Consider the following 22,772-nt stretch of genomic DNA (forward strand, 5'->3'; position numbering starts at 1 on the left):
AAGACGCCCGAGAGCCTGGACCCTACCGCCCCTCCTGCCAGGGCTTCGCGAGGTTGCCGAACCGGGTGAACTGCCCCTCGAAGGACAGCTCCACCGTGCCGATGGGCCCGTGGCGCTGCTTGCCGATGATGACCTCGGCCTTGCCGTGGACCGCCTCCATCGCGGCCTGCCATTCGGCCATCTTGTCGAGCTGGTGGTCGCCCGGCTTTTCCCGTTCTTTGTAATATTCTTCGCGGTAGACGAACATCACCACATCCGCGTCCTGCTCGATCGAACCCGATTCCCGCAGGTCGCTCAGCTGAGGCCGTTTGTCCTCCCGGCTCTCGACCTGACGGCTCAGCTGCGAGAGCGCGATGACAGGGATGTCGAGTTCCTTGGCGATGGCCTTGAGGCCCTGCGTGATCGCCGAGACCTCGTTGACGCGGCTCTCGCCATGGCCGGGCGCCTTCACGAGTTGCAGGTAGTCCACGATCAGCAGGTCCAGCCCATGGGTGCGCTTCTGCCGCCGCGCCCGGGCGGCCAGCTGGGCGATGGGCAGGGCCGGCGTGTCGTCGATATAGAGCGGGCAGGATTCCAGCTCCTTCGCGGCCTCGACGAAGCGGCGGAACTCCGCCTCGGTCATGTCGCCCTTGCGGATCTGCTCCGAGGGCACCTGCGCCGCCTCGGAGAGCACGCGCGCGGCCAGCTGCTCGGCCGACATCTCCAGGGAGTAGAAGCCGACGACACCCCCCTCGATCGCGCCCTCGCGCCCATCATGTGTGGTGCCGCGCCGATAGGCCTTCGCCACGTTGAACGCGATATTCGTGGCCAGCGAAGTCTTCCCCATCGACGGCCGCCCCGCGAGGATCAGCAGGTCCGAGCGATGCAGCCCGCCCAGCTTCTTGTCCATGTCGATGAGGCCCGTCGAGATGCCCGCCAGCCCGCCGTCGCGCTGATAGGCGGCATTGGCGACGTCCACGGCCTGCTTGATCGCCGAAAGGAAGGATTGAAACCCGCCCTCGCTGCGCCCCTGCTCGGCCAGGGCGTAGAGTTTGGCCTCGGCATCGACGATCTGTTCGGAGGGTTCCTTTTCGACGGTCACGTCGTTGGCCTGCGCGGCGATATCGCGGCCCAGCGAGATCAGCTCCCGCCGGACGGCAAGGTCATAGATCATCTGCGCATAGTCTCGCACCGCATAGGCCGCGACGGCGGCGGCGGCGAGCGTGACCAGATATTTGGGACCGCCCAGCGCGCGGAGCCCCTCGTCCTCCTCCAGGAAGGGCTTCAGCGTCACAGGCGACGCCAGTGCGTTCTTCTGAATCCGCGCGGCGCAGGTCTCCCAGATGCGGGCATGTACAGGGTCGTAGAAATGTTCCGCCCGGACGATCGACGCGGCCCGGTCGTAGAGATCGTTATCGGTCAGAAGTGCGCCCAGAAGCTGCTGTTCCGCTTCGATATTATGTGGAAGCGCTCCTTCCGCCGACTCAGGCGCCGCCTGGTCGAGTCGCATCACCTCGGTCATCTGCCCGCCCCCGGTTTCGGTGTTCCGACGATCCTACCGGCGCGCGCCCGCCGCATCAACGCCCCGACCCTGTGGAAAGCGGGGACAGCTTCGCCGGATTAGCCGCGCCGGGCCGCCGCAACCGAGCGTTCCAACTCCGAGCGCCAGCCACAGGCGAGACCGTCGCCATCCTCGTCGAGACGGTGGCGGTCGTTGCGGGGGCCGCCCGAGCCCATCAGTTCGGCCTGCGCGGCGGCCTCCAGCACGAAATCGGAGCAGTCGATCGCATCGAGGTCCGGGTCGTCCTGCCTGGGCCTGCGCCAGCGGCCCGGGCGGGCCAGGGCAAGGCTCCGCTTGCCGAGATAGGCGGCACCCGAGCGGAACTGGTTTCGGCTGCCCAACTCCGCCTCGACTTGGTACAGCTCGATCTCGTCCTCGGTCGTGGCCTGGATGCGCCAGAGCTCGGCCGTCGAGAGCCCGTTGATCCGTCGCGCCTCGATCCGCGCTTCCTGCGGCGAGGGTCCGCAGGCGGTGAGAAGCAGAAACAGCGGAAGGATACGGCGCATGGTCGTCCTCGCGGCGGATGCGGCGCGGCGCTGCGCCTTGGCAGACAGCCTAGCCGCGCCGGCGCAGGGCGCAATCCCGCAGGGCGGGCCGGGTCCCGCGCGATCGCTACCCGCCGCGCTGCGCCTGCCACCCCCGCGGGTCGTGCAGGAACGCCTCCACCCCGCTCAGCGTCTCTGCGTCGAACACGCCCTGGGCCTTGGCCTCGGCCAGTACGTCCCACCAGGTCGCGAGCGCGTGCAAGGTCACGCCATGATCCCCCAGCGTCTTCCCGATCTCGGGGAAGATGCCGTAGCTGAAGATCACCGCGGTATGCGCGCAGGAGGCCCCCGTCTCGCGGATCGCGTCCACGAAGGACAGCTTCGAGCCGCCATCGGTCGTCATGTCCTCGACCAGCAGCACGCGCTGCCCCTCGGTCATCAGCCCCTCGATGCGGGCGTTGCGGCCATAGCCTTTGGGCTTTTTGCGGACATAGGTCATGGGCAGGGCCAGCCGCTCCGCCATGAAGGCGGCGAAGGGGATGCCCGCCGTCTCGCCGCCCGCGACATTGTCGAAGGCCTCGAAGCCGGCGTCCCGCATCACGGTCACGGCCAGGAAATCCATCAGCGTCGCGCGCAGGCGCGGGTAAGAGATCAGCTTGCGGCAATCGATATAGGTCGGGGACGGCTTGCCGGAGGCCAGCGTGAAAGGCTCCCGCGCGTTGAAATGCACGGCACCGACCTCCAGAAGGGCGCGCGCGGTGAGACGGGCCATCTCGGCGGCGGGGGGATGGGCGGTCGGGATCATGGGGCGTGCCTTTCGGGTGGGGTCAGAGTTTTCATGAAAACTCTGATCAAATTCTTTCCCAAAGAATTTGGGCTCAGCTCAGGGTCCAGTGCAATGGATGGCCGGGATCGAACAGGGTGACCGACACGTCGCCGCGCTGCACCGCGCTGGGCGTCGGATAGGGCGAGGTCCGGGTCAGGGTCACGGTCTCCTGGTTCACCGGCATCCCGTAATGCGCGGGCCCATGCAGCGAGGCGAAGCCTTCCAGCCGGTCCAGCGCGTCCTCCTCCTCGAAGACATGGGCCAGGCAGGGCAGGGCGATCGGCGCGGTGAAGCACCCCGCCGCGCAACAGGCCGCCTCCTTGGCATGGGTCGGGTGCGGCGCACTGTCGGTGCCGAGGAAGAAGCGCGCCTCGCCCGAGGTCGCGGCGGCCCGCAGCGCCGCCTTATGCGTGTCGCGCTTGAGGATCGGCAGGCAGTAGAGATGCGGGCGCATCCCGCCGGCCAGCATGTCGTTGCGGCTCTTCATCAGGTGCTGGACGGTGATCGTCGCGCCGACATTGTCATGGGCGCGCACCCAGTCGACGGCATCCGAGGTCGTCACGTGCTCCAGCGTGATCTTCAGCCCCGGATGCGCCGCGCGCAGCGGCGTCAGCACGCGGTCCAGGAACACCGCCTCTCGGTCGAAGATGTCGATGTCGGGATCCGTGACTTCGCCATGGATGCAAAGCGGCACGCCCGCCTCCTCCATCGCCGCCAGGACTGGGCGGACGACGTCGAAATCCCGCACGCCCGAGGCGGAGTTGGTGGTGGCCCCGGCGGGATAGAGCTTCACCGCCGTGATGACCCCGTTGCGATGGGCCGCGACCACATCGTCCGGGTCCGTCTGCTCGGTCAGGTAAAGCGTCATCAGCGGCTGTGCGAAGCCCGCCGCCACGATCCGGTCTCGGTAGCTCGCGGCCTGTGCGCCGGTGACCACGGGCGGAACGAGATTCGGCATGATGATCGCGCGGGCGAAGTCGCGGCTTTCGGGGGCGACCAGCGACAGCATCTCGCCATCGCGCAGATGCAGGTGCCAGTCGTCGGGGCGGCGGATCGTGAGGCTGTCCATAGGGCAGGGCCTAGCGTGTCCGATGCGCGCTTGACCAGCGATTCCCGCCGGGGCACCTCTTCGCACATGCAAACTGCTCCTCTCATGCAGCGCGTGCGCGGCCAGGCCCTGGTGCGGCTGACCCGGTCCGGGTTGGCCGATCTGCGCCAGCAGGGCAGCGCCAAGGCCATGCTGCCGCGCACCGACGACCCCGACCCGGAGGTCGTTTTCCTCAATACCGCTGGCGGCGTGACCGGTGGCGACCGGCTGGATTACGCGCTGACGCTGGGGGCGGGCGCCCGGGCGACAGGCGCGACCCAGACGGCGGAGCGGGCCTATCGCGCCACGGGGGACGCGCCCGGCGTGGTGGCGACGCAGATCGCGCTGGACGCGGAGGCCCATCTGGACTGGCTCCCTCAAGAGGTGATCCTGTTCGAAGGTGCGTATCTGCGCCGCGAGACGGAGGTCGCGCTGGCCCCGGGCGCGACCTTCCTGGGCGTCGAATCCGTCATCCTCGGCCGCGCCGCGCACGGAGAAACCGTCACGCGCGCCCGGCTCGACGACCTTCGCAGCATCCGCCGGGAGGGGCGCCTGATCCATCAGGAGCATCTGTGCCTGGGCCCCGAGACGCTGGCCGACCCGATGGCGCGGGGCGCGCATCGGGCCTTCGCCACGCTCATCTATCTGGCACCGGATGCGGCGGACCGCCTGGAAAACGTGCGTTCCGCGCTCGGCGCGGACGGGTATGCCTCCGCTTGGGACGGGCGGCTGGTGGCGCGGCTCGCGGGATCGCCCGCCCCGTTGCGCCGCGCGCTGATCCGCGCCATCGTATCTCTGCGGGGGCGGCCGATCCCCCGCGTCTGGCAATCCGACGTCTGAGAGGCCCGCGCATGAACCTGACCCCCCGCGAGAAGGACAAGCTGCTGGTCAGCCTGGCCGCCATGGTGGCCCGGAACCGGCTGGAACGTGGCGTGAAGCTCAACCATCCCGAGGCCATCGCACTGATTACCGATTTCGTTGTCGAGGGCGCGCGGGACGGACGCTCCGTCGCGGACCTGATGCAGGCGGGCGCGCATGTGATCACCGCCGATCAGTGCATGGAGGGCATCCCCGAAATGATCCATGACGTCCAGGTCGAGGCCACCTTTCCCGACGGAACCAAGCTGGTCACGGTCCACCACCCGATCCGCGCGGCGGAGGCGGCGGCATGATCCCCGGCGAGATCCTGTGCGCCTCTGGCGAGATCACTCTGAACGAGGGCGCCGAGGCCGTCACGCTGGAGGTCTCCAACACCGGCGACCGCCCGGTGCAGGTCGGCAGCCATTACCATTTCGCCGAGACGAACCCGGCGCTCGATTTCGATCGCGCCGCCGCCCATGGCCGGCGCCTGGACATCGCGGCGGGCACGGCTGTCCGCTTCGAGCCGGGGCAGACGCGGAACGTGACGCTGGTGCCATTGTCGGGCGACCGGCGCGTCTTCGGCTTCAACGGAAAGGTGAACGGAGACCTTTGACATGCTGCATCTCTTTCGCCTGCAGATGGAGACGACGCGCGTGATGACCGAGGCGCAGACGGTGATCGGTCTGCGTATGATCGGCATGGCGGGCTTGGTGCCCAAGGCCCAGGGGGAGACCCTGCGCCGGGTCGCGCGGACCCAATCCGCTTTTGCCCGGGCTTGGATCGACGGAACCCAGGCCATGCTCCGGGGCGGGACGCCCGTCGGGCTTGCGAAGCAGTCGGCGCGGCGGACGATGTCTGACACCTCCGGACGCCCGGGGCGACGTCCGCGCCGCTGAGAGCCGCGGCGCTCCTGCTGCTGCTTGCGCCCTCCGCCGCCAGGCACTGCGCGACGCACAGGCCGCATTCCTTTCCTTCCGCGCCAGAGCCCGCGAGGCCGAAGCCGTCGCGATGGGTGGCACGGCCCAGCCGGTGGCGGGCGTGATCTGCGCCGCGCGCCTCACGCGCAGGCGGGCTCCCGACCTCGCGGTCTTTGGCGGGCTCGAATAGCAAAGATTGACAGAGCGGCCTCGCGCGCCCCAGCCTCGTTTCATCCAATGAAGAGGGAACCAAGCCATGTGCGATGTCTGCGTTATGAATGCCGTCAAGGACCGGATGCTGAGTCGGCGCGACCTGTTCCGGGGCGGTGCCGCCGCCGGTGTGGCCGGTGCCGCCGCGGCCCTGACCGGCACGCCCGCCCTGGCCGGCGGCCACGGCTCGGTCCGGGATATGACCCATGCCTATGGTCCTGATTTCCCTACCTTCTTCGGTGTGCCCGGCATCACGATGGAGCAGGCGTTCAACTTCGCCGATAACGGCTTCAACTTGTTCAACCTCTCGATCAACGAGCATACCGGCACCCATGTCGACGCGCCGTTGCATTTCTCTGCCGATGGCAAATCCGTCGACGAGATCGAGGTCGGCAACCTCGTCGTACCGCTCTGCGTGATCGACATCCGCGAAAAGGCCGATGCCGACCCGGACGCGCAGGTGACGCCCGACGACCTCGCCGCCTGGATCGCCGCCAATGGCGACATTCCCGATCGCGCCTGCGTGGCGATGCTCTCGGGTTGGGCCGAGAAGGTCGCCACCCCCGCTTTCCGCGGCGCCGACGACGGCGGTGTGCTGCACTTCCCGGGTTTCCACATCGAGGCGACGCAGATGCTCTTGGAGACGACCTCCGCCTCTGCGATGGCGGTGGATACGCTCTCGCTGGACCATGGCCCGTCGCCGGATTTCGCCACGCATTACGCCTGGCTGCCCGCCGGACGCTATGGGATCGAGAACATCGCCGGACTCGCCGACGTGCCTGCCGCGGGCGCGACGCTCGTGGTCGGGGCGCCCGTCCATAAGGGCGGCAGCGGCGGGCCGGCGCGCATCTTCGCGATGGTCTGAGACGTGCGGAGTCTCTTTGCGGCGGCCGTCCTGGCCGCCGCGCCTGCCACGGCACAAACCTCGATCGAATGCTCCAACCTGATGACGCAGACGGAGCTGAATTTCTGCGCGCGGGACGGGTGGGCCGTGTCGGACGCCGAACTCAACCGGCTCTGGAAAGAGGTCAAGCCCGCCGCCGACCGGCGCGGCCAGGGACAGTCGCTCCTGAACGAACAGCGCGCCTGGCTGCGCCTGCGCGACCGGACCTGCGAGGGCGAGCGCGACCAGTATGCCGGCGGCTCCATCGCGGCGATGATTTATTGGCAATGCATGGACCGCTTGACCATCGCCCGCAACGCAGAGTTGCGCGCGATGCACTGACCCCCGAAAGGACTGACAATGGCCACCGTGACCCTGCTTACCGATGCGGAGCTTTCGCCCGAGGCCGCGGAGGTCTTCGCCGAGATCCGCGCCGCCCGCGGCACGGAGTACGTCAACGATTTCTGGCGCGCCCTGGCGCATGACCCGGCGACGCTGCGCGCCACCTGGGACCGTCTGTCGGCGGTGATGGCGCCGGGCGCGCTGGATCCTCTGGTCAAGGAGATGGTCTATCTGGCGGTCTCGACGGCGAACGGCTGCGCCTATTGCGTCCACAGCCATACGACGGCGGCCAAGGCCAAGGGCATGGATACGGCGATGCACGGGGAACTCCTGGCCGTGATCGGCATGGCGATGCAGACCAACGGGTTGGTGACGGCCCTCGGCGTGGCGCCGGACGCGGCCTTTCAGGTGACGCGGAGCGACTGAGGCCGGGCGCTCCGCCTCCACTGGCGGCCCGAAGCCGGCTCCTTCGTCCCCGCCCCGCCCAAGGTTTAGGCACCGGCGATGCCCGCGCTGGACAAGCCGCGCTGCGGACTGTCCAATCGCGCCAACACTACCGGAGCCGCATCATGCCCGCCACGATCTCCCGCCGCAGCTATGCCGACATGTACGGCCCCACCACGGGCGACAAGGTCCGCCTCGCCGACACGGAGCTCTTCATCGAGGTCGAGCGCGACCTGACCACCTATGGCGAAGAGGTGAAGTTCGGCGGCGGCAAGGTCATCCGCGACGGCATGGGCCAGTCCCAGCGCACCCGCGCCGAGGGCGCCGTCGACACCGTCATCACCAACGCGCTGATCGTGGACCACACGGGCATCATCAAAGCCGATGTGGGCCTGCGGGACGGGCGCATCCACAAGATCGGCAAGGCCGGCAACCCCGACACCCAGCCCGGCGTCGATATCGTCATCGGCCCGGGCACCGAGGCCATCGCGGGCGAAGGGCGCATCCTCACGGCGGGTGGTTTCGACGCGCATATCCACTTCATCTGCCCGCAGCAGATGGAGGACGGGCTGCATTCGGGCGTGACCACCTTCCTCGGCGGTGGCACCGGCCCGGCCCATGGCACGCTGGCGACGACCTGCACGCCGGGCCCCTGGCATATCGGGCGGATGCTCCAGGCGATGGATGCGATGCCGGTGAACCTCGCGCTGTCTGGCAAGGGCAACGCCACGCTCCGCGCCCCCTTGGAGGAGATGGTCCGCGCGGGCGCCTGCGCGCTGAAGCTGCACGAGGATTGGGGCACGACGCCGGCCGCCATCGACACCTGCCTCTCGGTCGCCGACGCGATGGACATCCAGGTGATGATCCACACCGACACGCTGAACGAGTCCGGCTTCGTCGAGAACACCGTCGCCGCGATGAAGGGCCGCACGATCCACGCCTTCCACACCGAGGGCGCGGGCGGCGGGCACGCGCCCGACATCATCAAGGTCTGTGGACTGGACCACGTGATCCCGTCCTCCACCAACCCGACGCGACCCTACACGGTCAACACGTTGGAAGAGCATCTCGACATGCTGATGGTCTGCCATCACCTCGACAAATCGATCCCCGAGGACGTGGCCTTCGCCGAGAGCCGCATCCGCAAGGAGACCATCGCCGCCGAGGACATCCTCCACGACATGGGCGCCTTCTCGATCATCGCCTCGGACAGTCAGGCGATGGGGCGCGTGGGCGAGGTTATCATCCGGACTTGGCAGACCGCCGACAAGATGAAGCGCCAGCGCGGCCGACTCTCGGAAGAGACGGGCGACAACGACAACCTGCGCGTGCGCCGCTACATCGCGAAATACACGATCAACCCCGCGCTGGCCCATGGCATGGCCCATGAGATCGGCTCCATCGAGGAAGGCAAGCGCGCCGATCTCTGCCTCTGGAACCCGGCCTTCTTCGGGGTCAAGCCGGAGATGGTGCTGGTCGGCGGCTCCATCGCGATGGCGCAGATGGGCGATCCGAACGCCTCAATCCCGACGCCGCAGCCGGTCTATTCCCGGCCCATGTGGGGTACGATGGCCCGCTCGGTGGAGCGGGGCGCGGTTCTGTTCGCGTCGCAGGCGGCGGTCGACGAGGGGATCGGCGCGGCGCTCGGCCTAGCCAAGGACGTGCTGCCGGTGAAGGGCATCCGCGGGATCGGAAAGAAGGACATGATCCTCAACGACCTGACCCCCAAGGTCGAGGTCGACCCCGAGACCTACGAGGTCCGCGCCGACGGCGAATTGCTCACCTGCGAGCCGGCGAAGGTGGTGCCCATGGCGCAGCGGTATTTCCTATTCTGATGCGCGCCTTGGCGCTGGCCTTCCTGCTCGTCCCCTCCGTCGCGGCGGGCTGTCCCGTCGCGGGGGATATCGAGACGGGGATCCGCATCGTCTATCAGGACGGGACGGAAGAGATATTCCGCCGCGTCACGCCCGGCGAGGTGGAGGTGCGCTACGATGATAACGGCACGCCGCATCGCGACATGCTGGGCCATGGGTTGTACCTGCTCCGCTCCGGGCCTGTTTCGGGGGGCGCGGCGGAGGACGTGCTGACGGTCGACTACGGCCATGCGCCCGCCGACCTTCCGCGCCCGGCGCCGGGGCTGACGGTGCGCTTCGACACGACGGAACGGTTCGGAGACGATCCGACGGCCGTGCACGAGAGCTATACGGCTGGGGCCGCGACGGATGTGACCGTGGGCGACTGCCTGCTCCGTGCGTTCGAGGTCAAGCTATTGCGTGAGCAAAGCACAGGTCCGATCGGGGTCGAGCGGGTCCGTTATTTCCCGGACCTGGGGTTCGGCCATGTGTCGGGCGTCAGCGATCCAGGCGCGCCGATGGAGAGCTTTGCGTTGACGAAGATCGAGGCGATGCGCTGAGACCTCTCCCGAGATGCCAAGTCGAGACCAGCGGAGTGATCGGCCGCCTGCCGCGCCATTGCCGTGGGTCGGAGACCCAAAGGCGACCCTGCCTTACCGGTCAATCGGACGGCGGCGGCGCTTGCCGATGCTCGTCCGCCAGACGGAGCAGATGGGCGCGGAGCGCGTTGGCCTCCTGCGAGAGCGCGTCGATACGGGACTGGACATCCGACAGGAGGGCCAGGGTCGCTTGCGGGGTCTCAGGACGGGGCAGGTCGAGCATGGCAACAGGCTGCCAAGAAATGCGTAAAGATTGGGTTAACAACTGGGCCATTCGCGGGCAGGCCCGGCGGCGGCGGCCGAGGGCGTCCCTCCCGAGCGCCCGAGCCGTCTGGTCATTCGGGCGCTGTCGGGGGATGGAGCCTTGGGAGAGATGACGGGAGGATCGCGCATGGATGGTGAAGAAACGGTGAAGCTGCTGGATCATCTCCACGCGCCCGCCGACACGATCCGCCTCGACTACGACGCGCGTCTGGTGCGGCGGAAACGGCTGGTGACTGAGGGCGGGCGGGCCGTGCATCTCGACCTGCCCGAACTGACCGACCTGTCGCATTACGCCGGTCTGCGCCTGCCTGACGGCACCGAGATCGCGCTGGAGGCCGCGCCCGAGCCCGTTCTGGTGATCCGTGGCGATCTGCCTCGGCTGGCCTGGCATATCGGCAACCGCCACACCCCCTGCCAGATGGGCGGCGACCATCTGGTGATCCGGGACGACCATGTGCTGCGGGGGATGCTGGAAGGTCTCGGCGCCGAGATCCAGGAAGACGCCCGGCCGTTCCACCCCGAGGGTGGCGCCTACGGTCACGGCAGGACGATGGGTCACGATCACGGGCACAGCCATGATCACTGACCTTCTGCGCCTGACGCAATGGCTGTCCCCGGCCTTCCCGCTCTCGGGCTACGCCTATTCCCACGGGCTGGAGGCCGCGATGGCCGAGGGCCGGGTGCGGGACGCGGAGACGTGCCGCGCCTGGACCGAGACCGTGCTGCGCCGGGGGACCGGCGCGCTCGACGCCTGGGCGATCCGGCGCGTTCTGGCCGGGGACGACCCGGAGGAGGTGGCCGACGTGATCCGGGCCCGCGCCGGCTGTGCCGAGCGCTGGACGGAGACGCGCGACATGGGCGCGGCCTTCGAGGCGGCCGCCACGGCGATGGGGGAGCCGGAGCGCGGAACGCACCCGCTGCCTGTCGCGCTGGCCCTGCGGGCGCGGGGCATGGAAGCGGAGACGGTCGCCGCGCTCTACCTGCAATCGCTGGCCGCGCAGATCGTCTCGGCCGCCACCCGGTTCCTTCCCCTGGGGCAGACCGAAGCGCAGGCGGTGCTGCGCGACCTGCACCCGGTCATCGCCGAGATCGCCGCCCTTGACGCGCTGGAGCCGCCCGTGGGCGGGGCGCTCCTGGCGGAGCTCGACGCGATGGCGCATGAGACCTTGCAGCCCCGGATCTTCCGGACGTGATCCGCCGCTTCTGTCGGGGGGCCGGGACAGGGTGATCGTCGCGGCTATCATCTGGTCCGTCGTGCTGGCCGATCTGGCGACCCTCCACTTGCTCTGGGCCGCCCGCATCTGGTTCTCCATCCGCGAGGAAGCAGAACTGGCCCGCGCCGTCGTCGGCACCGCAGGCGTCGAGCGGATGCCGGGGCCCGTCCTCTGCGCCGCCGTCGCGTTGGCGCTTGGACTGGCTGCGACGCTGCCCTGGTGGGCGGCGTTCGGCTTGCAGCGCGCGGCCCTCCTGGCGCTCTCCGTGGTGTTCTTCCTGCGCGGCCTCGCGCCCTTCACCGGCCCCTGGGCCCGCCTGACCCCGGAGGAGCCGTTCCGCCGTCTGGACCGGGCCGCTTTTGGCCCGCTTTGTCTGGCGCTTGCGGTGCTGGCCGCCTCCCTCGGGAGTGTGGCATGAGCGACCCAAGGGCCAAACCCGCCCACCCCTGATCATGGAGCGCCCAGAATGACCTCTCCCCACGGCCCCCTCCGCATCGGCATCGGTGGCCCCGTCGGCGCCGGCAAGACCACCTTGACCGAGCGGCTGGCGCGGGCGCTGGCGCAAGACCTCTCGATCGCCGTCATCACCAACGACATCTACACCCGGGAGGATGCCGAGTTCCTGATGCGCGCCCAGGCCCTGCCGCAGGATCGTATCCGCGGGGTCGAGACCGGCGGCTGCCCGCATACCGCCATCCGCGAGGACGCCTCGATCAACCTCGCGGCCATCGCCGATCTGCGGGCGGCGCATCCGGATCTGGACATCGTGCTGATCGAAAGCGGCGGCGACAACCTCGCCGCGACCTTCTCACCCGAACTGGCCGATCTGTCGCTCTATGTGATCGACACGGCGGCAGGCCAGGACATACCGCGCAAGCGGGGGCCCGGGGTCACGCGCTCCGACCTGCTGATCCTGAACAAGACCGACCTCGCGCCCCATGTTGGCGTCGATCTCGATCAGGCCCGCGCCGATCTGGACGTGGCGCGGGCCGGGCGGCCCTATGTCATGGCTGCCCTACGGCACGGCACCGGCGTCGACGAGATCGTCGCCTTCATCCGCCAGGAGGGCGGCTTCGACTCCTGACGGAAGGTCGTCGGGAGCGGTCTGCCGAGACATGGTTCTCTCGCCCGTCTCAGCGGGAAAAGGCGGAGAGCCTCGACAGCACCGCGCCTGTCACTGCCATCGGTTGGGCGGGGAACCGCGTCTCGGACCTGGAGGCTGCTAGCGCCTTTCCGACGCCGTCCTGCGAGATGACGCAGCCTCAGAGGTGGCCCAACCTGGGCGGCGTCTATCCCGCCTCCAAGAGCGGCGCCTCCCGTCACCTCTACCAAGGCTCCCCGCCGCGCTCAGCCGCTGGCGCTGTGGGTCTGGGGCGCAACCGAACGGTGATTGCCTGGGACGAACGCCTTGGCGACGTCTCGATGGTACGCCTGAACCGCGTCCCCTCTCGGCCAGTCTGCCGATGGGCGAGGGGCTCTACGTGCCGGCCCGAGAGCCGCCCGCGGCCTTCCAGAACAGCCGCTGGAAATTCGCCTCGGTCTGAGCGGCGAAGTCCGCATAGTCCATCTCGAACACCTCCGCCCCGACCCGCGCAGTATGGGCGACGAAGCCCGGCTCGTTGCGCTTGCCGCGATGGGGCGGCGGGGCGAGATAGGGGGCGTCGGTCTCCACCAGGATGCGGTCGCGCGGAGCGGCGGCGAAGATGTCGCGCAGGGCCTGCGACTTGGGAAAGGCCGCGATCCCCGACATCGAGAGGTAGAAGCCGAGTTCCAGCGCCGCCTCGGCCAGCCCCGGCCCGCTGCTGAAGCAATGCATCACGCAGGAATAGGCGCCCGCGTGATGTTCCTCCGCGAGGATCGAAGCCATGTCCTCATCGGCGTCGCGGGCATGGATGATGAGCGGCAGACCGGTCCGGCGTGCGGCTTCGATATGCAGGCGCAAGCTCTCCTGCTGCACGTCCTTGCTGTCGGCGGTGTAGTGATAATCGAGCCCGGTCTCGCCGATCCCGACCATCTTCGGATGCTCCGCCAGTTTCTCCAGCTCTTCCACCGTCGCCATCGGCTCGTCCGCGGCGGACATTGGATGGGTGCCCGCCGCCCAGAAGACGGGCGCATGGGCCTCGGCCAGGGCTCGCACCGTGGGGGCCTGACGCAGCTTGGTGCAGATGGTGACCATCCGGTGCACCCCCGCTGCGGCGGCCCGGTCCAGCAGATCGGGCAGCTCTCCATCGAATTGCGGGAAGTCCAGGTGGCAATGACTGTCGGTGATGCGCGGTTCCATGGGCGGGCTGCTAGGGCGGCCCGGCCCCGGGTGCAAGCTCAGACCTTGCGCGCCTGGACGTCTATGGCGGCCAACGCGTCCCAGACGATCGCGGCGGCATCCACATTGACGGCCCGGGCATGGGCCGCACGGTCCGCGATCTGTTGCGCCAGCGTCGCCCAGGCGCGGGCGGCCACGTCATGGGGCGAAAGGCGGGCCAAGGCTTGGCTCTCGGTGGAATCGGCGCCCTCCGGCATGCCCAGCAACCCGGCCCGCGCGGCGCGATGCATCAGCCGGTCGATAGCGTCGAGCGTCTGTTGCAGCCGGTCGGACCCCTGCCGCCCCGCGCAGGCATCGGCCATCCGCCGCGCCGCGCCCCGGTCCATCTGACGGCTCGCGAAAAGCGCGACCAGCTGCGCATAGATCTCCGCCCCGCCCGCGCCCAGAGACAGCGCCGCTCCGACCGAGCCATCCGCCAGGGCGAGCCCCGACTCGTCTCCGCCCGCCTGCGCCACGGCCTGGGCCAGCGACGCACCGTCCAGCCGCCCGAGCCGCAGCACCCGGCACCGGCTGCGGATCGTCGGCAAGAGGCCGGCAGGCTTTTGCGCAACCAGCAGCAGGGTCGCCCGCTTCGGCGGCTCCTCCAAGAGCTTCAGGATCGCGTTGGCCGCCGAGGGGTTCAGATCGTCGGCGGCATCCACCAGCACGACTCGTCGGCCCCCCGCCGAGAGGCCGAAGAAGCCCCCCAGCCGCCGAACCTCATCGACGGTGATATCTTGTTTGAGCCGCTTGGCCTTCTCGTCCCAGGGACGGCGCAACAGCATCAGCCCCGGCTCCGACAGCGCCGCGATGCGCGGCAGGGCAGGGTGCCCCGCCGGCGGATCGAGGCTGGGGGCGGGCAGAGGCGGATCGGTCAGCAGAAACCGCGCGATCCGCCAGGCCAGCGTCGCCTTGCCCACGCCGCGCGGCCCGGTCAGCAGCCAGCCATGGTGCAACCGGGCCGAGTTCCATGCGTCCAGAAAGGTCGCCTCCGCCGCGTCCTGGCCGAACAGCCGCGCCGTCTCTCGCGGGTGGGGCGCGTCGCCCAGGCGGTCCGGCTCGGGCGGCAGGTCGCTCATGGCAGGAGGGCGCGGACCCGCGCCGCGACGGTGTCCGCATCGGCATCGCCGTCGACGACCCGAATCCGGTCGGGATAGTCCCGGGCCAGCGCTGCATAGCCCGCCCGCACCGTGTGCTGGAAGTCCAGGCCGAGCTGCTCGAACCGGTCCTCCTCATGGCCCCGCGCAAGGCCACGGGCCAGCGCACGCTCCGGCTCCATGTCGATGACGAAGGTCAGGTCCGGCTCCCGCGCGATGACCAGATCCTGGAGCGCATCGACCATGACCCGGTCGCCGCCCCGCGTCGCCTGATAGACGCGGGTGCTATCGGTCCACCGGTCCGAGACCACCCAATCGCCCCGCGCCAGGGCCGGCGCGATTCGGCGTTCGAGATTGTCCCTGCGGGCTGCCATGTAGAGAAGCAGTTCGGTGACCGGCGACCAACGGCCGGGATCGCCTTCCACAAGCAGGGCGCGAACGGCCTCCGCCCCCTCCGAGCCGCCCGGCTCCCGCGTGAGCAGGACCGGCCGGCCCTGCGCTTCCAGGTGCCGCGCCAGAAGCCGCGCTTGGGTCGACTTCCCGCAGCCGTCGATGCCTTCGAAAGAGATGAACATGGAGGGCGGCCGAGAATTCCTGTCAAATTTGAAGGAAACGCGCCATCGAGCCCCGCGCGCCTCCTTCTTCCCTGTTCAAATATCCCGGGGGTCCGGGGGCAGAGCCCCCGGTCCGACGATCTCGGCGCGCGCGACCGTGGCTCGGGGCACCGAAGCCTTACCGCGCGACGCCCCGATGTGAAATCGAAAAGCCCGCGCGGGCGGCCCGCCCTATTGGAACCGCTCCATCGCCTCGCCGATCAGGATGCTCGCGACCTCCGCCCCGGTGATCTGGATGCGCCGCCAGGGGCCTGCCTGCGGCACATCTGCGCCCGCGACGAGGGGGATCTCGACCGGCGGCACGCCCGGATGGCTCAGCGTCAGGGTCGCCAGCCGGGTTCCGGCGGTCACGGGCGCGCGGATCGGGCCGTCATAGGTGATCTCGCCCGTGACCTTCTCCCGCCCCGTCACCGGCAGCAGCAGGGTCACGCCGTCCTCGGGCACCAGGGGCACGGTCGCGGATTCGCCCATGAAGACCTCGGCCTGCATGACCGGCTCGCTGGGATCGTCCAGCAGGCGTTCTTCGGCGAATTGGCGGAAGGCCCAGTTGACGATGCGCTCGCTCTCTTCGGCGCGGGCTTCCTCGGTCTCCAGGCCGGAGACGACGAAGGTCACCCGCCGGTCGCCTTGCACAGCCGAGCCGACGAGGCCGTATCCCGCTTCCTGGGTGTGGCCCGTCTTCAGGCCATCCGCCCCGATTCCCAGCCGCAGCAGGGGGTTCCGGTTGAAGCGATTGGCCGAGGAACGGCCGTCGAAAGCGAATTCCGTCTCGTCGAAATAGTCATAATATTCCGGGTATTCGGTGATGATGGTCTCGGCCAGGGTCGCCAGATCCCGCATCGACATCACATGCCCCGGCGCGGGCCAGCCCGAGGCGTTGCGGAACACGCTGTCCATCATGCCCAACTCACGGGCCCGTTCCGTCGCCATGCGGGCAAAGCCCTCTTCGGTGCCGTCGGGGCTGAGCGCTTCGGCCAGCACGACCGTCGCGTCATTGCCGGACATCACGACGATGCCGCGGATCAAGTCCTCGACCGAGACCCGGTCCCGCGGATCGAGAAACATGGTCGAGCCGCCAAAGCTCGACGCATGTTCGGAGACCGGTAGGACCGTGTCCAGCGACAGCCGGCCGTCCTTCAGCGCCTCGAAGGTCATCAGCAGGGTCATCAGCTTCGACATCGAAGCCGGCGGCAGCGGGATGTCGGCATTCTTCGACATCAGGACTTGGCCGGTATTGTGGTCGATGACGATGGCCGAGCCGGCACGGGTCTGAAACTCCTGCGCCCCGAGAGACGCAGTGCTGAGCAGGAGGGCGGCGATCGCGGAACGGAGCATCTGGCAGCTTCTCCGGTTGTGAGCGTTCGGCGTCATATAAGGCGTCAGCCGGTCACGGGATAGGCGTCCTCATAGCCCAACTCGCGCGCCTTGCGGAGAATCGCCGCTCGGTCGGCTTCGGGCGTGGGGCCGATGAGGACGCGCCAGCTGGTGCCGTTCGGCACGATCGAACTCATGATGCCCTCATCCGCCAATTGTCTGGTGGCGGCGCGGGCGTTCGATTCCTGCGAGAAGAGACCGACCTGTACGAAGGAGACCGCGGTCGGACCGCCCGCCGCCACGGTCGCGGCGGCCGGCAGCGGCTCGGGCGTGGAGATCTCGTCGCGCCGCGAGAAGAAGGCGGCCAGCCCGAAGCGCGGTTGCGTGGGCGCGATGACGGCTTGCTCGGACAAGGCGGCAGCTTCGACGTCGGGAGCATCAAGCGAGGTCGCGGAAATCTCCGGGATGGCCGCGCCTTCGGCGGCGGCCTCCTCCGCCGCGGCGGCCTCGGCAGCGGCCGCCTCTTCGGCGGCACGGGCGGCTTCCTCGGCGGCGCGCCGCGCGGCCATGGCGCGGGCCGCGATCAGAGCGACATCGACCCGCTCGGTTCCGGGCGGCAGCTCCTCCTCGGCGGCCTCGATCGGCGCGCCCTCGGCTGCCGCGTTCTCAGGCTCGGGAGGCGGTGCGGCGGCGATTTCGGTTTCCACGTCAGAGGTCTCGGCCTCGGCTTCCGCCACGGCCTCGGGCTCCGAGAAGACCGGAGCGGGCTCGGGCGCTTCCTCCCGACGCAATGCCACCACCTCGAGCATCACAGGTGCCCCCGCGAGCGCGCCCAAAGCGGCCGCCGCGTCGGAGCTGAGCTGAAGCCGCGGCCCGGGGCCCAGACGCTCCCGCTTGAACAGCGCTCCCACAACGAATTCGCCGGTTTCCTGGTTGCGGATGATGACGCGCTCGGGCTCGCGCACATCGGGCGAGGCGACCCAGACGCCGCCCAGGCTGGGCCGGCCGTCCCATAGCGCCAGGTCCGTGGTCTGGAACACCTCCGGCGCCTCTACATCTCGCTCGACCATCTGAACATTGCCGGAGCTCACGGCAGTGCGGCGGGTTGCATCTCCGTCGCCGACGGCGCTGGTCTGACAGCCCGCCAAGAGCGCCATTGTGGCCACGGTGGAAACAACACGAATGGAAGTAGAAGGCGCCCGCGCGCCGATGGTTGCCTGTCGCACAGTCCTGCGCCCCGATGTCTGCTTTACCAAGATGCGGCCCGTTGACCGGACCTGCGATGGCGGGAACGTAACGCAGGCGGGCGCTTCTGTGAAGCCGTCGCGTCAGCCGAGGTCCTGGGGGATGGCCTCCAGGATACGGGTCATCTTGGACTTTACCTTGAAGAATCCGGCCGTGGCATAGGGCCAGGCCGTCTGATCCCAGGCGCGCAGCGGCCGGATCACCGGGAGGTCCAGCGCTGCCGCCACCCGGTCGAGCGCGTCGCGTCCGGGGCCGACGGGCGCGTAGGGCGTCACGATCTGCTCCAGCCCGGCGGCCTCGGCCCAGGCGACCACCGCCTCGGGGGCGGTCGCCACGGGCATGTCCCCGCAGCGATCGCGCAACCGCGTGGCCGCGTCCTTCGCCAGCGCTTCGGTGAAGGCGGTGACATTGGGGGACACCGCCAGGGGCGAGCGGTCTTCGGGCGCGATCAGGACGATTGCGGCATCGGGCGCGAGGCCCCGGGCAAAGAGATAGTCGGGGTGCAGGTCGTCCTCATGCAGCAGGAGCCCTGTGCGCTTGCCTCGATCCCAGTCGGCATCTTCGGGGACGGGCCCCAGATCGGGATGCGGCGGCGCGTCGGGGATATGAACCTGATCCTCCCGGGCGAGTTGGTGCCCAAGCGTGGCCGCGTCCCATCGACCACCGGTGAACTTCGCGATGTTGGACGCGCGCGCGCGATAGGTCTTGCCCTGCGTGTGCAGCCCGACCACCCACCGCCAGCTCAGCGTGTTCGAGGCGGAGTCGCCGTCCAGCAGGTGGCGCAGGAAGAAATCGGCGCCCAATTCCCAGGGCAGGTCGAGCGTATGGGTCCAGATCGACGCGAACCACATCCGCGCGTGGTTGTGCAGATAGCCGGTCTCGCCCAACTCCCTCGCCCAATGGTCAAACGGGGCGATCCCGGTCTCGCCGAGACAGGCTTGCTCCCATGCACGTCGAAGGCCGGATTCGGTGGCCAGCCGATTGCGGGCGGCGTCAAGGCCACGGCGGTAGTCGGCCCAGACGCCGGGGCGCCGCTCCAGCCAGCCTTTGAAATAGGTGCGCCAGAGCACTTCCTGCAGGAACTTCTCAGCGGTCGAGGGGGCGAAACGCTCCAGCACGGCAGCGGCGATCTCCGCCTCGGTGACGGCGCGGTGGCGCGTCCAGGGGGACAGCCGCGACACATGCGGATGCCCGGGCAGGTCGCTGTTTCGCTTGCCGGCATAGTCCCGCCCGGCGCGGGGCACGAACGCCCGGAGCCGGTCGAGGCCCGCCGCGCGGGACGGGGTCAGGGTGCCGTTGTCGGTGCCGGGAAAGAGAGCCAGTTGAACCATGGGCGGCAGGTAGTCCCGCGACGCCTTCCGTCCACCGGTATCCCGGGCTCAGGCAGCGGGAACGTCGAGACCCACGTCTCTCAGGATCAGTCGCGCCGTTTGGCCCCGCGGCCGCCAGGTCACGTCGAAATTGCCGTCGTTCACCGAGGCAAAGCGATCCATCAGCGTCTGCCCCAGCCCCCCTTTGCGATGGTGCGCGCTGACATCTTCGTTGCTGCGTTCCTGCCAGGCGAATTCGATCCCGTCATCGGTCCGAAACACGCTGAGCGCCAGCCGGCCGCCATGGAGGAATGCGCCATGCTTGGCGGAATTCACCGCAAGCTCGGACAGGACCATCCCGACGACGTCGATCTTGTCCGCCGGCAAGGTGACGTTCGGCTCCACATCGATGACGAGGTCGCAGGCCGGACCGACCAGCGGGCGGACCAGCGTCTCGAGTAGGCCGGAGAGTTCCGTCACGCGATCGTCGCTGGCCGTCTGGCGCGCGACGATGGCTTGGGCGCGACCCATCGCCGCAAGCCGTTTCCCCATCTCGTCGACGAAGACATCCAGTTCCGGCTGGCCCCTGGCATGCAGCGCCATGAGCGTCGAGGCGAGCGCCAGGGTGTTGCCCTGGCGGTGGCGCATCTCTTCCAGCAGGATGTCGCGGGCGCTGTTGCGGGTCTCGCGCCGGGTGACGTCGTGGCATGTCACGACGAAATGGCATCGCTTCCCATCCAGGAAGCTGACCGGAACGACCGCGACGTCCCACCATGCGCTGCTTCCGTCCCCGGCCTGCCGCCGCGCCGTGAAATGGGTGGCGGCCCGCGGCCGCTTCTGGAGCGCGTCGCGGATCATCCTGCTCTCGTCATCGGGCCAATGCGCCGAAAGCATCGAACCCGCCGCATCAAACGGTAGGCCGAGTTGATCTACGCTTTGCTGGTTAAGCCAAAGGATCCGCCCGTCGGGATCCACCAGCTGAATGGAATCGCTGGCATGGTAGAGTTGCTGCGTGAGATGCCGCAGATCGTCGTGGAGGCGATGACCCATCTCTCAATTCCCTGGAAAAAACTCCTCTCTCATTGAGCGCTAATCCAGGGCGCGCCGGTTAACCAAGACAATCATGCCTCGAATGCGGTCCAATTGTGGCATGAATGGGGCGCAGGGTGCCGCGTTGGCGCTTCATCCGATCAAATGCAAAAGGCCCGCCGAGGCGGGCCGATCTTGCTTGCGTGCTTCGGTGGGTCACCCGGCGGATGCCGGCTCCTTCTCGGACTTCTCCTCCGAGTAGATGAGCAGCGGCTTGACCTCGCGGCGGACAGCCTCCTCGTTGACGACGACCTCGTCGACCGTGTCCATCCCGGGCAGCTCGAACATGGTGTCGAGCAGGATGTCCTCCATGATGGAGCGCAGGCCCCGGGCGCCGGTCTTGCGCTCGATCGCGCGCTTGGCGACGGCTTGGAGCGCGTCCTGGGTGAAGGTCAGCTTCACGCCTTCCAGCTCGAACAGCCGCTGATACTGCTTGACCAGCGCGTTCTTGGGCTGGGTCAGGATGGTGACCAGCGCGTCCTCGTCCAGGTCGGTCAGGGTCGCGATCACCGGCAGTCGACCGACGAATTCCGGGATTAGGCCGAATTTCAGCAGGTCTTCCGGCTCCAGTTCCTTCAGGGCCTCGCCGACGGTCTTGTCCTCGGGCGCTTTGACCTCGGCGCCGAAGCCCATGGCCGAGCCCTTGCCCCGCTGCGCGATGATCTTGTCGAGCCCGGCAAAGGCGCCGCCGCAGACGAAGAGGATGTTGGTCGTGTCGACCTGCAGGAACTCCTGCTGGGGATGCTTGCGCCCGCCCTGGGGCGGCACGGAGGCGACGGTGCCTTCCATGATCTTCAGCAGCGCCTGCTGCACGCCTTCGCCCGAGACGTCCCGCGTGATCGACGGGTTGTCGGACTTGCGGGTGATCTTGTCGACCTCGTCGATATAGACGATGCCGCGCTGTGCCCGCTCCACGTTGTATTCGCTGGCCTGGAGCAGCTTGAGGATGATGTTTTCGACATCCTCGCCGACATAGCCCGCCTCGGTCAGCGTCGTGGCGTCGGCCATGGTGAAGGGCACGTCCAATATCCGCGCCAGCGTCTGCGCCAGCAGCGTCTTGCCGCAGCCCGTGGGACCGATCAGCATGATGTTGGACTTGGCGAGCTCGATGTCGGATTTGGACGCGTGGTCGAGCCGCTTGTAATGGTTGTGCACCGCCACCGAGAGCACGCGTTTCGCATGCTCTTGCCCGATCACGTAATCATCGAGAACCTTGCAGATCTCGCGCGGGGTCGGCGTGCCGTCCGCGGTCTTGAGACCGGCGGCTTTCGTCTCCTCGCGGATGATGTCCATGCACAGCTCGACGCATTCGTCGCAAATGAACACGGTTGGCCCCGCGATCAGCTTGCGCACCTCGTGCTGGGACTTGCCACAAAAGCTGCAATAGAGGGTGTTTTTGCCGTCCCCGGACGCATTGTTGGCCATGCTCTTGCCTCCTGGTTCGCGGGCCCTTGCCTAGGGCCGCCGGCCCGGGGCATCGAACATCCGGGCCGCTAGACTCCTTCGGTTTGGAGCACCCTAGGGCCCTCGTCCTGGGGCCACAATGCCAAAAAAATGGCTCATTGGAAGGGGCCCCGCGGGATGCTGCCCGCGAGGCCTGCGGCCCTTAGTCGCTCGATGCGGCAGAGGCGTCGTCGCGCGAGGTCACGATCTCGTCGATATGGCCCCAATCCTTGGCTTCCTGCGGCGTCATCCACTTGTCGCGATCCAGCGCCTTCTGAACCGTCTCGTAGTCCTGGCCCGTATGCTTGACGTAGAGTTGGTAGAGTCGCTCGCGCGTCTGTTCGATGTGGCGGGCCGAGATCAGGATGTCGTCGGCCATGCCGCGCGCGCCGCCCGAGGGCTGGTGGATCATGATCTCGGAATTGGGCAACGCAAAGCGCATGCCCTTCTCGCCGCCCACCGAAATCACCGAGCCCATCGACGCCGCCATCCCGCAGACCAGCGTCGAGACGGCCGGCCGGATGTACTGCATCGTGTCGTAGATACTCATGCCCGCCGTCACCTCGCCGCCGGGCGAGTTGATATACATCGAGATTTCCTTGCTCGGGTTCTCGGCTTCGAGGTGCAGCAGCTGCGCCACGACAAGCTGGCTCATGCCACCATGGACCGGGCCGTTCACGAAGACGATCCGCTCCTTCAGGAGGCGGCTGAAGATGTCATAGGCGCGCTCGCCGCGCGACGTTTGCTCGACCACCATGGGGACGAGGTTGTTCTGGAAGTGTTCGACTGGATCTCGCATAGGGTCTGCCCTCTTCACCCGATCCGCGCCTGTCGCG

28 protein-coding genes are annotated in these 22,772 nt (G+C 68.5%); 14 read left to right on the top strand and 14 right to left on the bottom strand.

The window, feature by feature from the left end; genetic code table 11:
• Nucleotides 1–22: 22 nt before the first annotated feature.
• From DTQ71_RS09470 to pyrC, 4 genes are all read right to left on the bottom strand, one after another.
• Nucleotides 23–1,501 carry a replicative DNA helicase gene (locus DTQ71_RS09470; protein WP_109564051.1) on the bottom strand — a complete coding sequence of 493 codons (1,479 nt, stop codon included), beginning with the start codon at nucleotides 1,499–1,501 and terminating at the stop codon, nucleotides 23–25.
• Nucleotides 1,502–1,599: 98 nt separating this feature from the next.
• Nucleotides 1,600–2,046, bottom strand: coding sequence for a hypothetical protein (locus tag DTQ71_RS09475; protein WP_109564052.1), 447 nt, complete (start codon nucleotides 2,044–2,046; stop codon nucleotides 1,600–1,602).
• A 106-nt stretch (nucleotides 2,047–2,152) separates the two neighbouring features.
• The gene (locus tag DTQ71_RS09480) at nucleotides 2,153–2,830 is read right to left on the bottom strand and encodes an orotate phosphoribosyltransferase (protein ID WP_109564053.1); all 678 of its coding nucleotides are present in this window, start codon (nucleotides 2,828–2,830) and stop codon (nucleotides 2,153–2,155) included.
• 73 nt (nucleotides 2,831–2,903) lie between these two features.
• Nucleotides 2,904–3,920 (bottom strand): dihydroorotase, encoded by a 1,017-nt coding sequence (pyrC, locus tag DTQ71_RS09485; protein WP_109564054.1) that lies wholly within the window; start codon nucleotides 3,918–3,920, stop codon nucleotides 2,904–2,906.
• 66 nt (nucleotides 3,921–3,986) lie between these two features.
• On the opposite strand from pyrC, the gene DTQ71_RS09490 reads away from it, so the two are divergent.
• The 10 genes from DTQ71_RS09490 to DTQ71_RS09530 all read left to right on the top strand — a co-directional run bounded on the left by DTQ71_RS09490 (nucleotide 3,987) and on the right by DTQ71_RS09530 (nucleotide 10,008).
• Entirely contained in the window at nucleotides 3,987–4,778 is a 792-nt protein-coding gene (locus tag DTQ71_RS09490) for an urease accessory protein UreD (RefSeq protein ID WP_109564187.1), read from the top strand.
• A gap of 11 nt (nucleotides 4,779–4,789) precedes the next feature.
• Nucleotides 4,790–5,110, top strand: coding sequence for an urease subunit gamma (locus DTQ71_RS09495; protein ID WP_109564055.1), 321 nt, complete (start codon nucleotides 4,790–4,792; stop codon nucleotides 5,108–5,110).
• A complete protein-coding gene (locus DTQ71_RS09500) occupies nucleotides 5,107–5,412 on the top strand; it encodes an urease subunit beta (protein ID WP_109564056.1) in 306 nt (101 codons plus the stop codon). Before DTQ71_RS09495 ends, DTQ71_RS09500 begins: the two co-directional genes overlap by 4 nt.
• A 1-nt stretch (nucleotide 5,413) precedes the next feature.
• Nucleotides 5,414–5,695, top strand: coding sequence for an antifreeze protein (locus DTQ71_RS23460; protein WP_170125350.1), 282 nt, complete (start codon nucleotides 5,414–5,416; stop codon nucleotides 5,693–5,695).
• Nucleotides 5,625–5,906: a lysozyme inhibitor LprI family protein gene (locus DTQ71_RS24865; RefSeq protein WP_170125381.1), complete on the top strand. Its 282-nt coding sequence runs from the start codon at nucleotides 5,625–5,627 to the stop codon at nucleotides 5,904–5,906. The genes DTQ71_RS23460 and DTQ71_RS24865 overlap by 71 nt, the downstream gene beginning before the upstream one ends.
• A gap of 66 nt (nucleotides 5,907–5,972) precedes the next feature.
• On the top strand, nucleotides 5,973–6,791 hold the full coding sequence (locus DTQ71_RS09510; RefSeq protein ID WP_109564058.1) for a cyclase family protein: 819 nt from the start codon (nucleotides 5,973–5,975) through the stop codon (nucleotides 6,789–6,791).
• Nucleotides 6,792–6,794: 3 nt separating this feature from the next.
• Nucleotides 6,795–7,151, top strand: coding sequence for a lysozyme inhibitor LprI family protein (locus DTQ71_RS09515; protein ID WP_109564059.1), 357 nt, complete (start codon nucleotides 6,795–6,797; stop codon nucleotides 7,149–7,151).
• An 18-nt stretch (nucleotides 7,152–7,169) separates the two neighbouring features.
• A complete protein-coding gene (locus DTQ71_RS09520; protein ID WP_109564060.1) occupies nucleotides 7,170–7,577 on the top strand; it encodes a carboxymuconolactone decarboxylase family protein in 408 nt (135 codons plus the stop codon).
• A 143-nt stretch (nucleotides 7,578–7,720) separates the two neighbouring features.
• Nucleotides 7,721–9,430, top strand: coding sequence for an urease subunit alpha (ureC, locus tag DTQ71_RS09525; RefSeq protein WP_109564061.1), 1,710 nt, complete (start codon nucleotides 7,721–7,723; stop codon nucleotides 9,428–9,430).
• Nucleotides 9,430–10,008 (top strand): hypothetical protein, encoded by a 579-nt coding sequence (locus DTQ71_RS09530; RefSeq protein ID WP_109564062.1) that lies wholly within the window; start codon nucleotides 9,430–9,432, stop codon nucleotides 10,006–10,008. The genes ureC and DTQ71_RS09530 overlap by 1 nt, the downstream gene beginning before the upstream one ends.
• 100 nt (nucleotides 10,009–10,108) lie before the next feature.
• Here DTQ71_RS09530 and DTQ71_RS23465 read toward each other — a convergent pair whose 3' ends face one another.
• Complete coding sequence (locus DTQ71_RS23465) at nucleotides 10,109–10,270, bottom strand: hypothetical protein (RefSeq protein ID WP_170125382.1); 162 nt, start codon at nucleotides 10,268–10,270, stop codon at nucleotides 10,109–10,111.
• 168 nt (nucleotides 10,271–10,438) lie between these two features.
• Between DTQ71_RS23465 and DTQ71_RS09535 the strand changes: the two genes are divergently transcribed.
• The 4 genes from DTQ71_RS09535 to ureG are packed head-to-tail and all read left to right on the top strand — an operon-like array spanning nucleotide 10,439 to nucleotide 12,609.
• A complete protein-coding gene (locus tag DTQ71_RS09535; protein WP_109564063.1) occupies nucleotides 10,439–10,897 on the top strand; it encodes an urease accessory protein UreE in 459 nt (152 codons plus the stop codon).
• Nucleotides 10,887–11,504 (top strand): urease accessory protein UreF, encoded by a 618-nt coding sequence (locus tag DTQ71_RS09540; protein ID WP_109564064.1) that lies wholly within the window; start codon nucleotides 10,887–10,889, stop codon nucleotides 11,502–11,504. The genes DTQ71_RS09535 and DTQ71_RS09540 overlap by 11 nt, the downstream gene beginning before the upstream one ends.
• Nucleotides 11,505–11,535: 31 nt before the next feature.
• Nucleotides 11,536–11,943 (top strand): DUF3995 domain-containing protein, encoded by a 408-nt coding sequence (locus tag DTQ71_RS09545; RefSeq protein ID WP_170125383.1) that lies wholly within the window; start codon nucleotides 11,536–11,538, stop codon nucleotides 11,941–11,943.
• Nucleotides 11,944–11,991: 48 nt separating this feature from the next.
• Nucleotides 11,992–12,609: an urease accessory protein UreG gene (gene ureG / locus DTQ71_RS09550; protein WP_109564066.1), complete on the top strand. Its 618-nt coding sequence runs from the start codon at nucleotides 11,992–11,994 to the stop codon at nucleotides 12,607–12,609.
• A gap of 393 nt (nucleotides 12,610–13,002) precedes the next feature.
• Here ureG and DTQ71_RS09555 read toward each other — a convergent pair whose 3' ends face one another.
• The 9 genes from DTQ71_RS09555 to DTQ71_RS09595 all read right to left on the bottom strand — a co-directional run bounded on the left by DTQ71_RS09555 (nucleotide 13,003) and on the right by DTQ71_RS09595 (nucleotide 22,735).
• On the bottom strand, nucleotides 13,003–13,806 hold the full coding sequence (locus DTQ71_RS09555) for a TatD family hydrolase (RefSeq protein WP_109564067.1): 804 nt from the start codon (nucleotides 13,804–13,806) through the stop codon (nucleotides 13,003–13,005).
• Nucleotides 13,807–13,844: 38 nt separating this feature from the next.
• Entirely contained in the window at nucleotides 13,845–14,903 is a 1,059-nt protein-coding gene (locus tag DTQ71_RS09560) for a DNA polymerase III subunit delta' (protein ID WP_109564068.1), read from the bottom strand.
• A complete protein-coding gene (gene tmk / locus DTQ71_RS09565; protein ID WP_109564069.1) occupies nucleotides 14,900–15,496 on the bottom strand; it encodes a dTMP kinase in 597 nt (198 codons plus the stop codon). Before tmk ends, DTQ71_RS09560 begins: the two co-directional genes overlap by 4 nt.
• Before the next feature lie 210 nt (nucleotides 15,497–15,706).
• The gene (locus tag DTQ71_RS09570; protein ID WP_109564070.1) at nucleotides 15,707–16,870 is read right to left on the bottom strand and encodes a D-alanyl-D-alanine carboxypeptidase family protein; all 1,164 of its coding nucleotides are present in this window, start codon (nucleotides 16,868–16,870) and stop codon (nucleotides 15,707–15,709) included.
• 44 nt (nucleotides 16,871–16,914) lie between these two features.
• Nucleotides 16,915–17,919, bottom strand: coding sequence for an SPOR domain-containing protein (locus tag DTQ71_RS24770; RefSeq protein ID WP_342768115.1), 1,005 nt, complete (start codon nucleotides 17,917–17,919; stop codon nucleotides 16,915–16,917).
• A 258-nt stretch (nucleotides 17,920–18,177) separates the two neighbouring features.
• On the bottom strand, nucleotides 18,178–19,425 hold the full coding sequence (locus DTQ71_RS09580) for an FAD-binding domain-containing protein (RefSeq protein ID WP_109564072.1): 1,248 nt from the start codon (nucleotides 19,423–19,425) through the stop codon (nucleotides 18,178–18,180).
• A gap of 48 nt (nucleotides 19,426–19,473) precedes the next feature.
• The gene (locus DTQ71_RS09585; protein WP_109564073.1) at nucleotides 19,474–20,454 is read right to left on the bottom strand and encodes a PAS domain-containing protein; all 981 of its coding nucleotides are present in this window, start codon (nucleotides 20,452–20,454) and stop codon (nucleotides 19,474–19,476) included.
• Between the two features lie 195 nt (nucleotides 20,455–20,649).
• The gene (gene clpX, locus DTQ71_RS09590) at nucleotides 20,650–21,918 is read right to left on the bottom strand and encodes an ATP-dependent Clp protease ATP-binding subunit ClpX (protein ID WP_109564074.1); all 1,269 of its coding nucleotides are present in this window, start codon (nucleotides 21,916–21,918) and stop codon (nucleotides 20,650–20,652) included.
• Nucleotides 21,919–22,099: 181 nt separating this feature from the next.
• Nucleotides 22,100–22,735 (bottom strand): ATP-dependent Clp protease proteolytic subunit, encoded by a 636-nt coding sequence (locus DTQ71_RS09595; RefSeq protein WP_109564075.1) that lies wholly within the window; start codon nucleotides 22,733–22,735, stop codon nucleotides 22,100–22,102.
• Nucleotides 22,736–22,772: the final 37 nt, after the last annotated feature.

Origin of the sequence: Jannaschia seohaensis (genome assembly GCF_900116765.1) — a bacterium.
In the GTDB taxonomy this organism is placed as follows: Bacteria; Pseudomonadota; Alphaproteobacteria; order Rhodobacterales; family Rhodobacteraceae; genus Jannaschia; species Jannaschia seohaensis.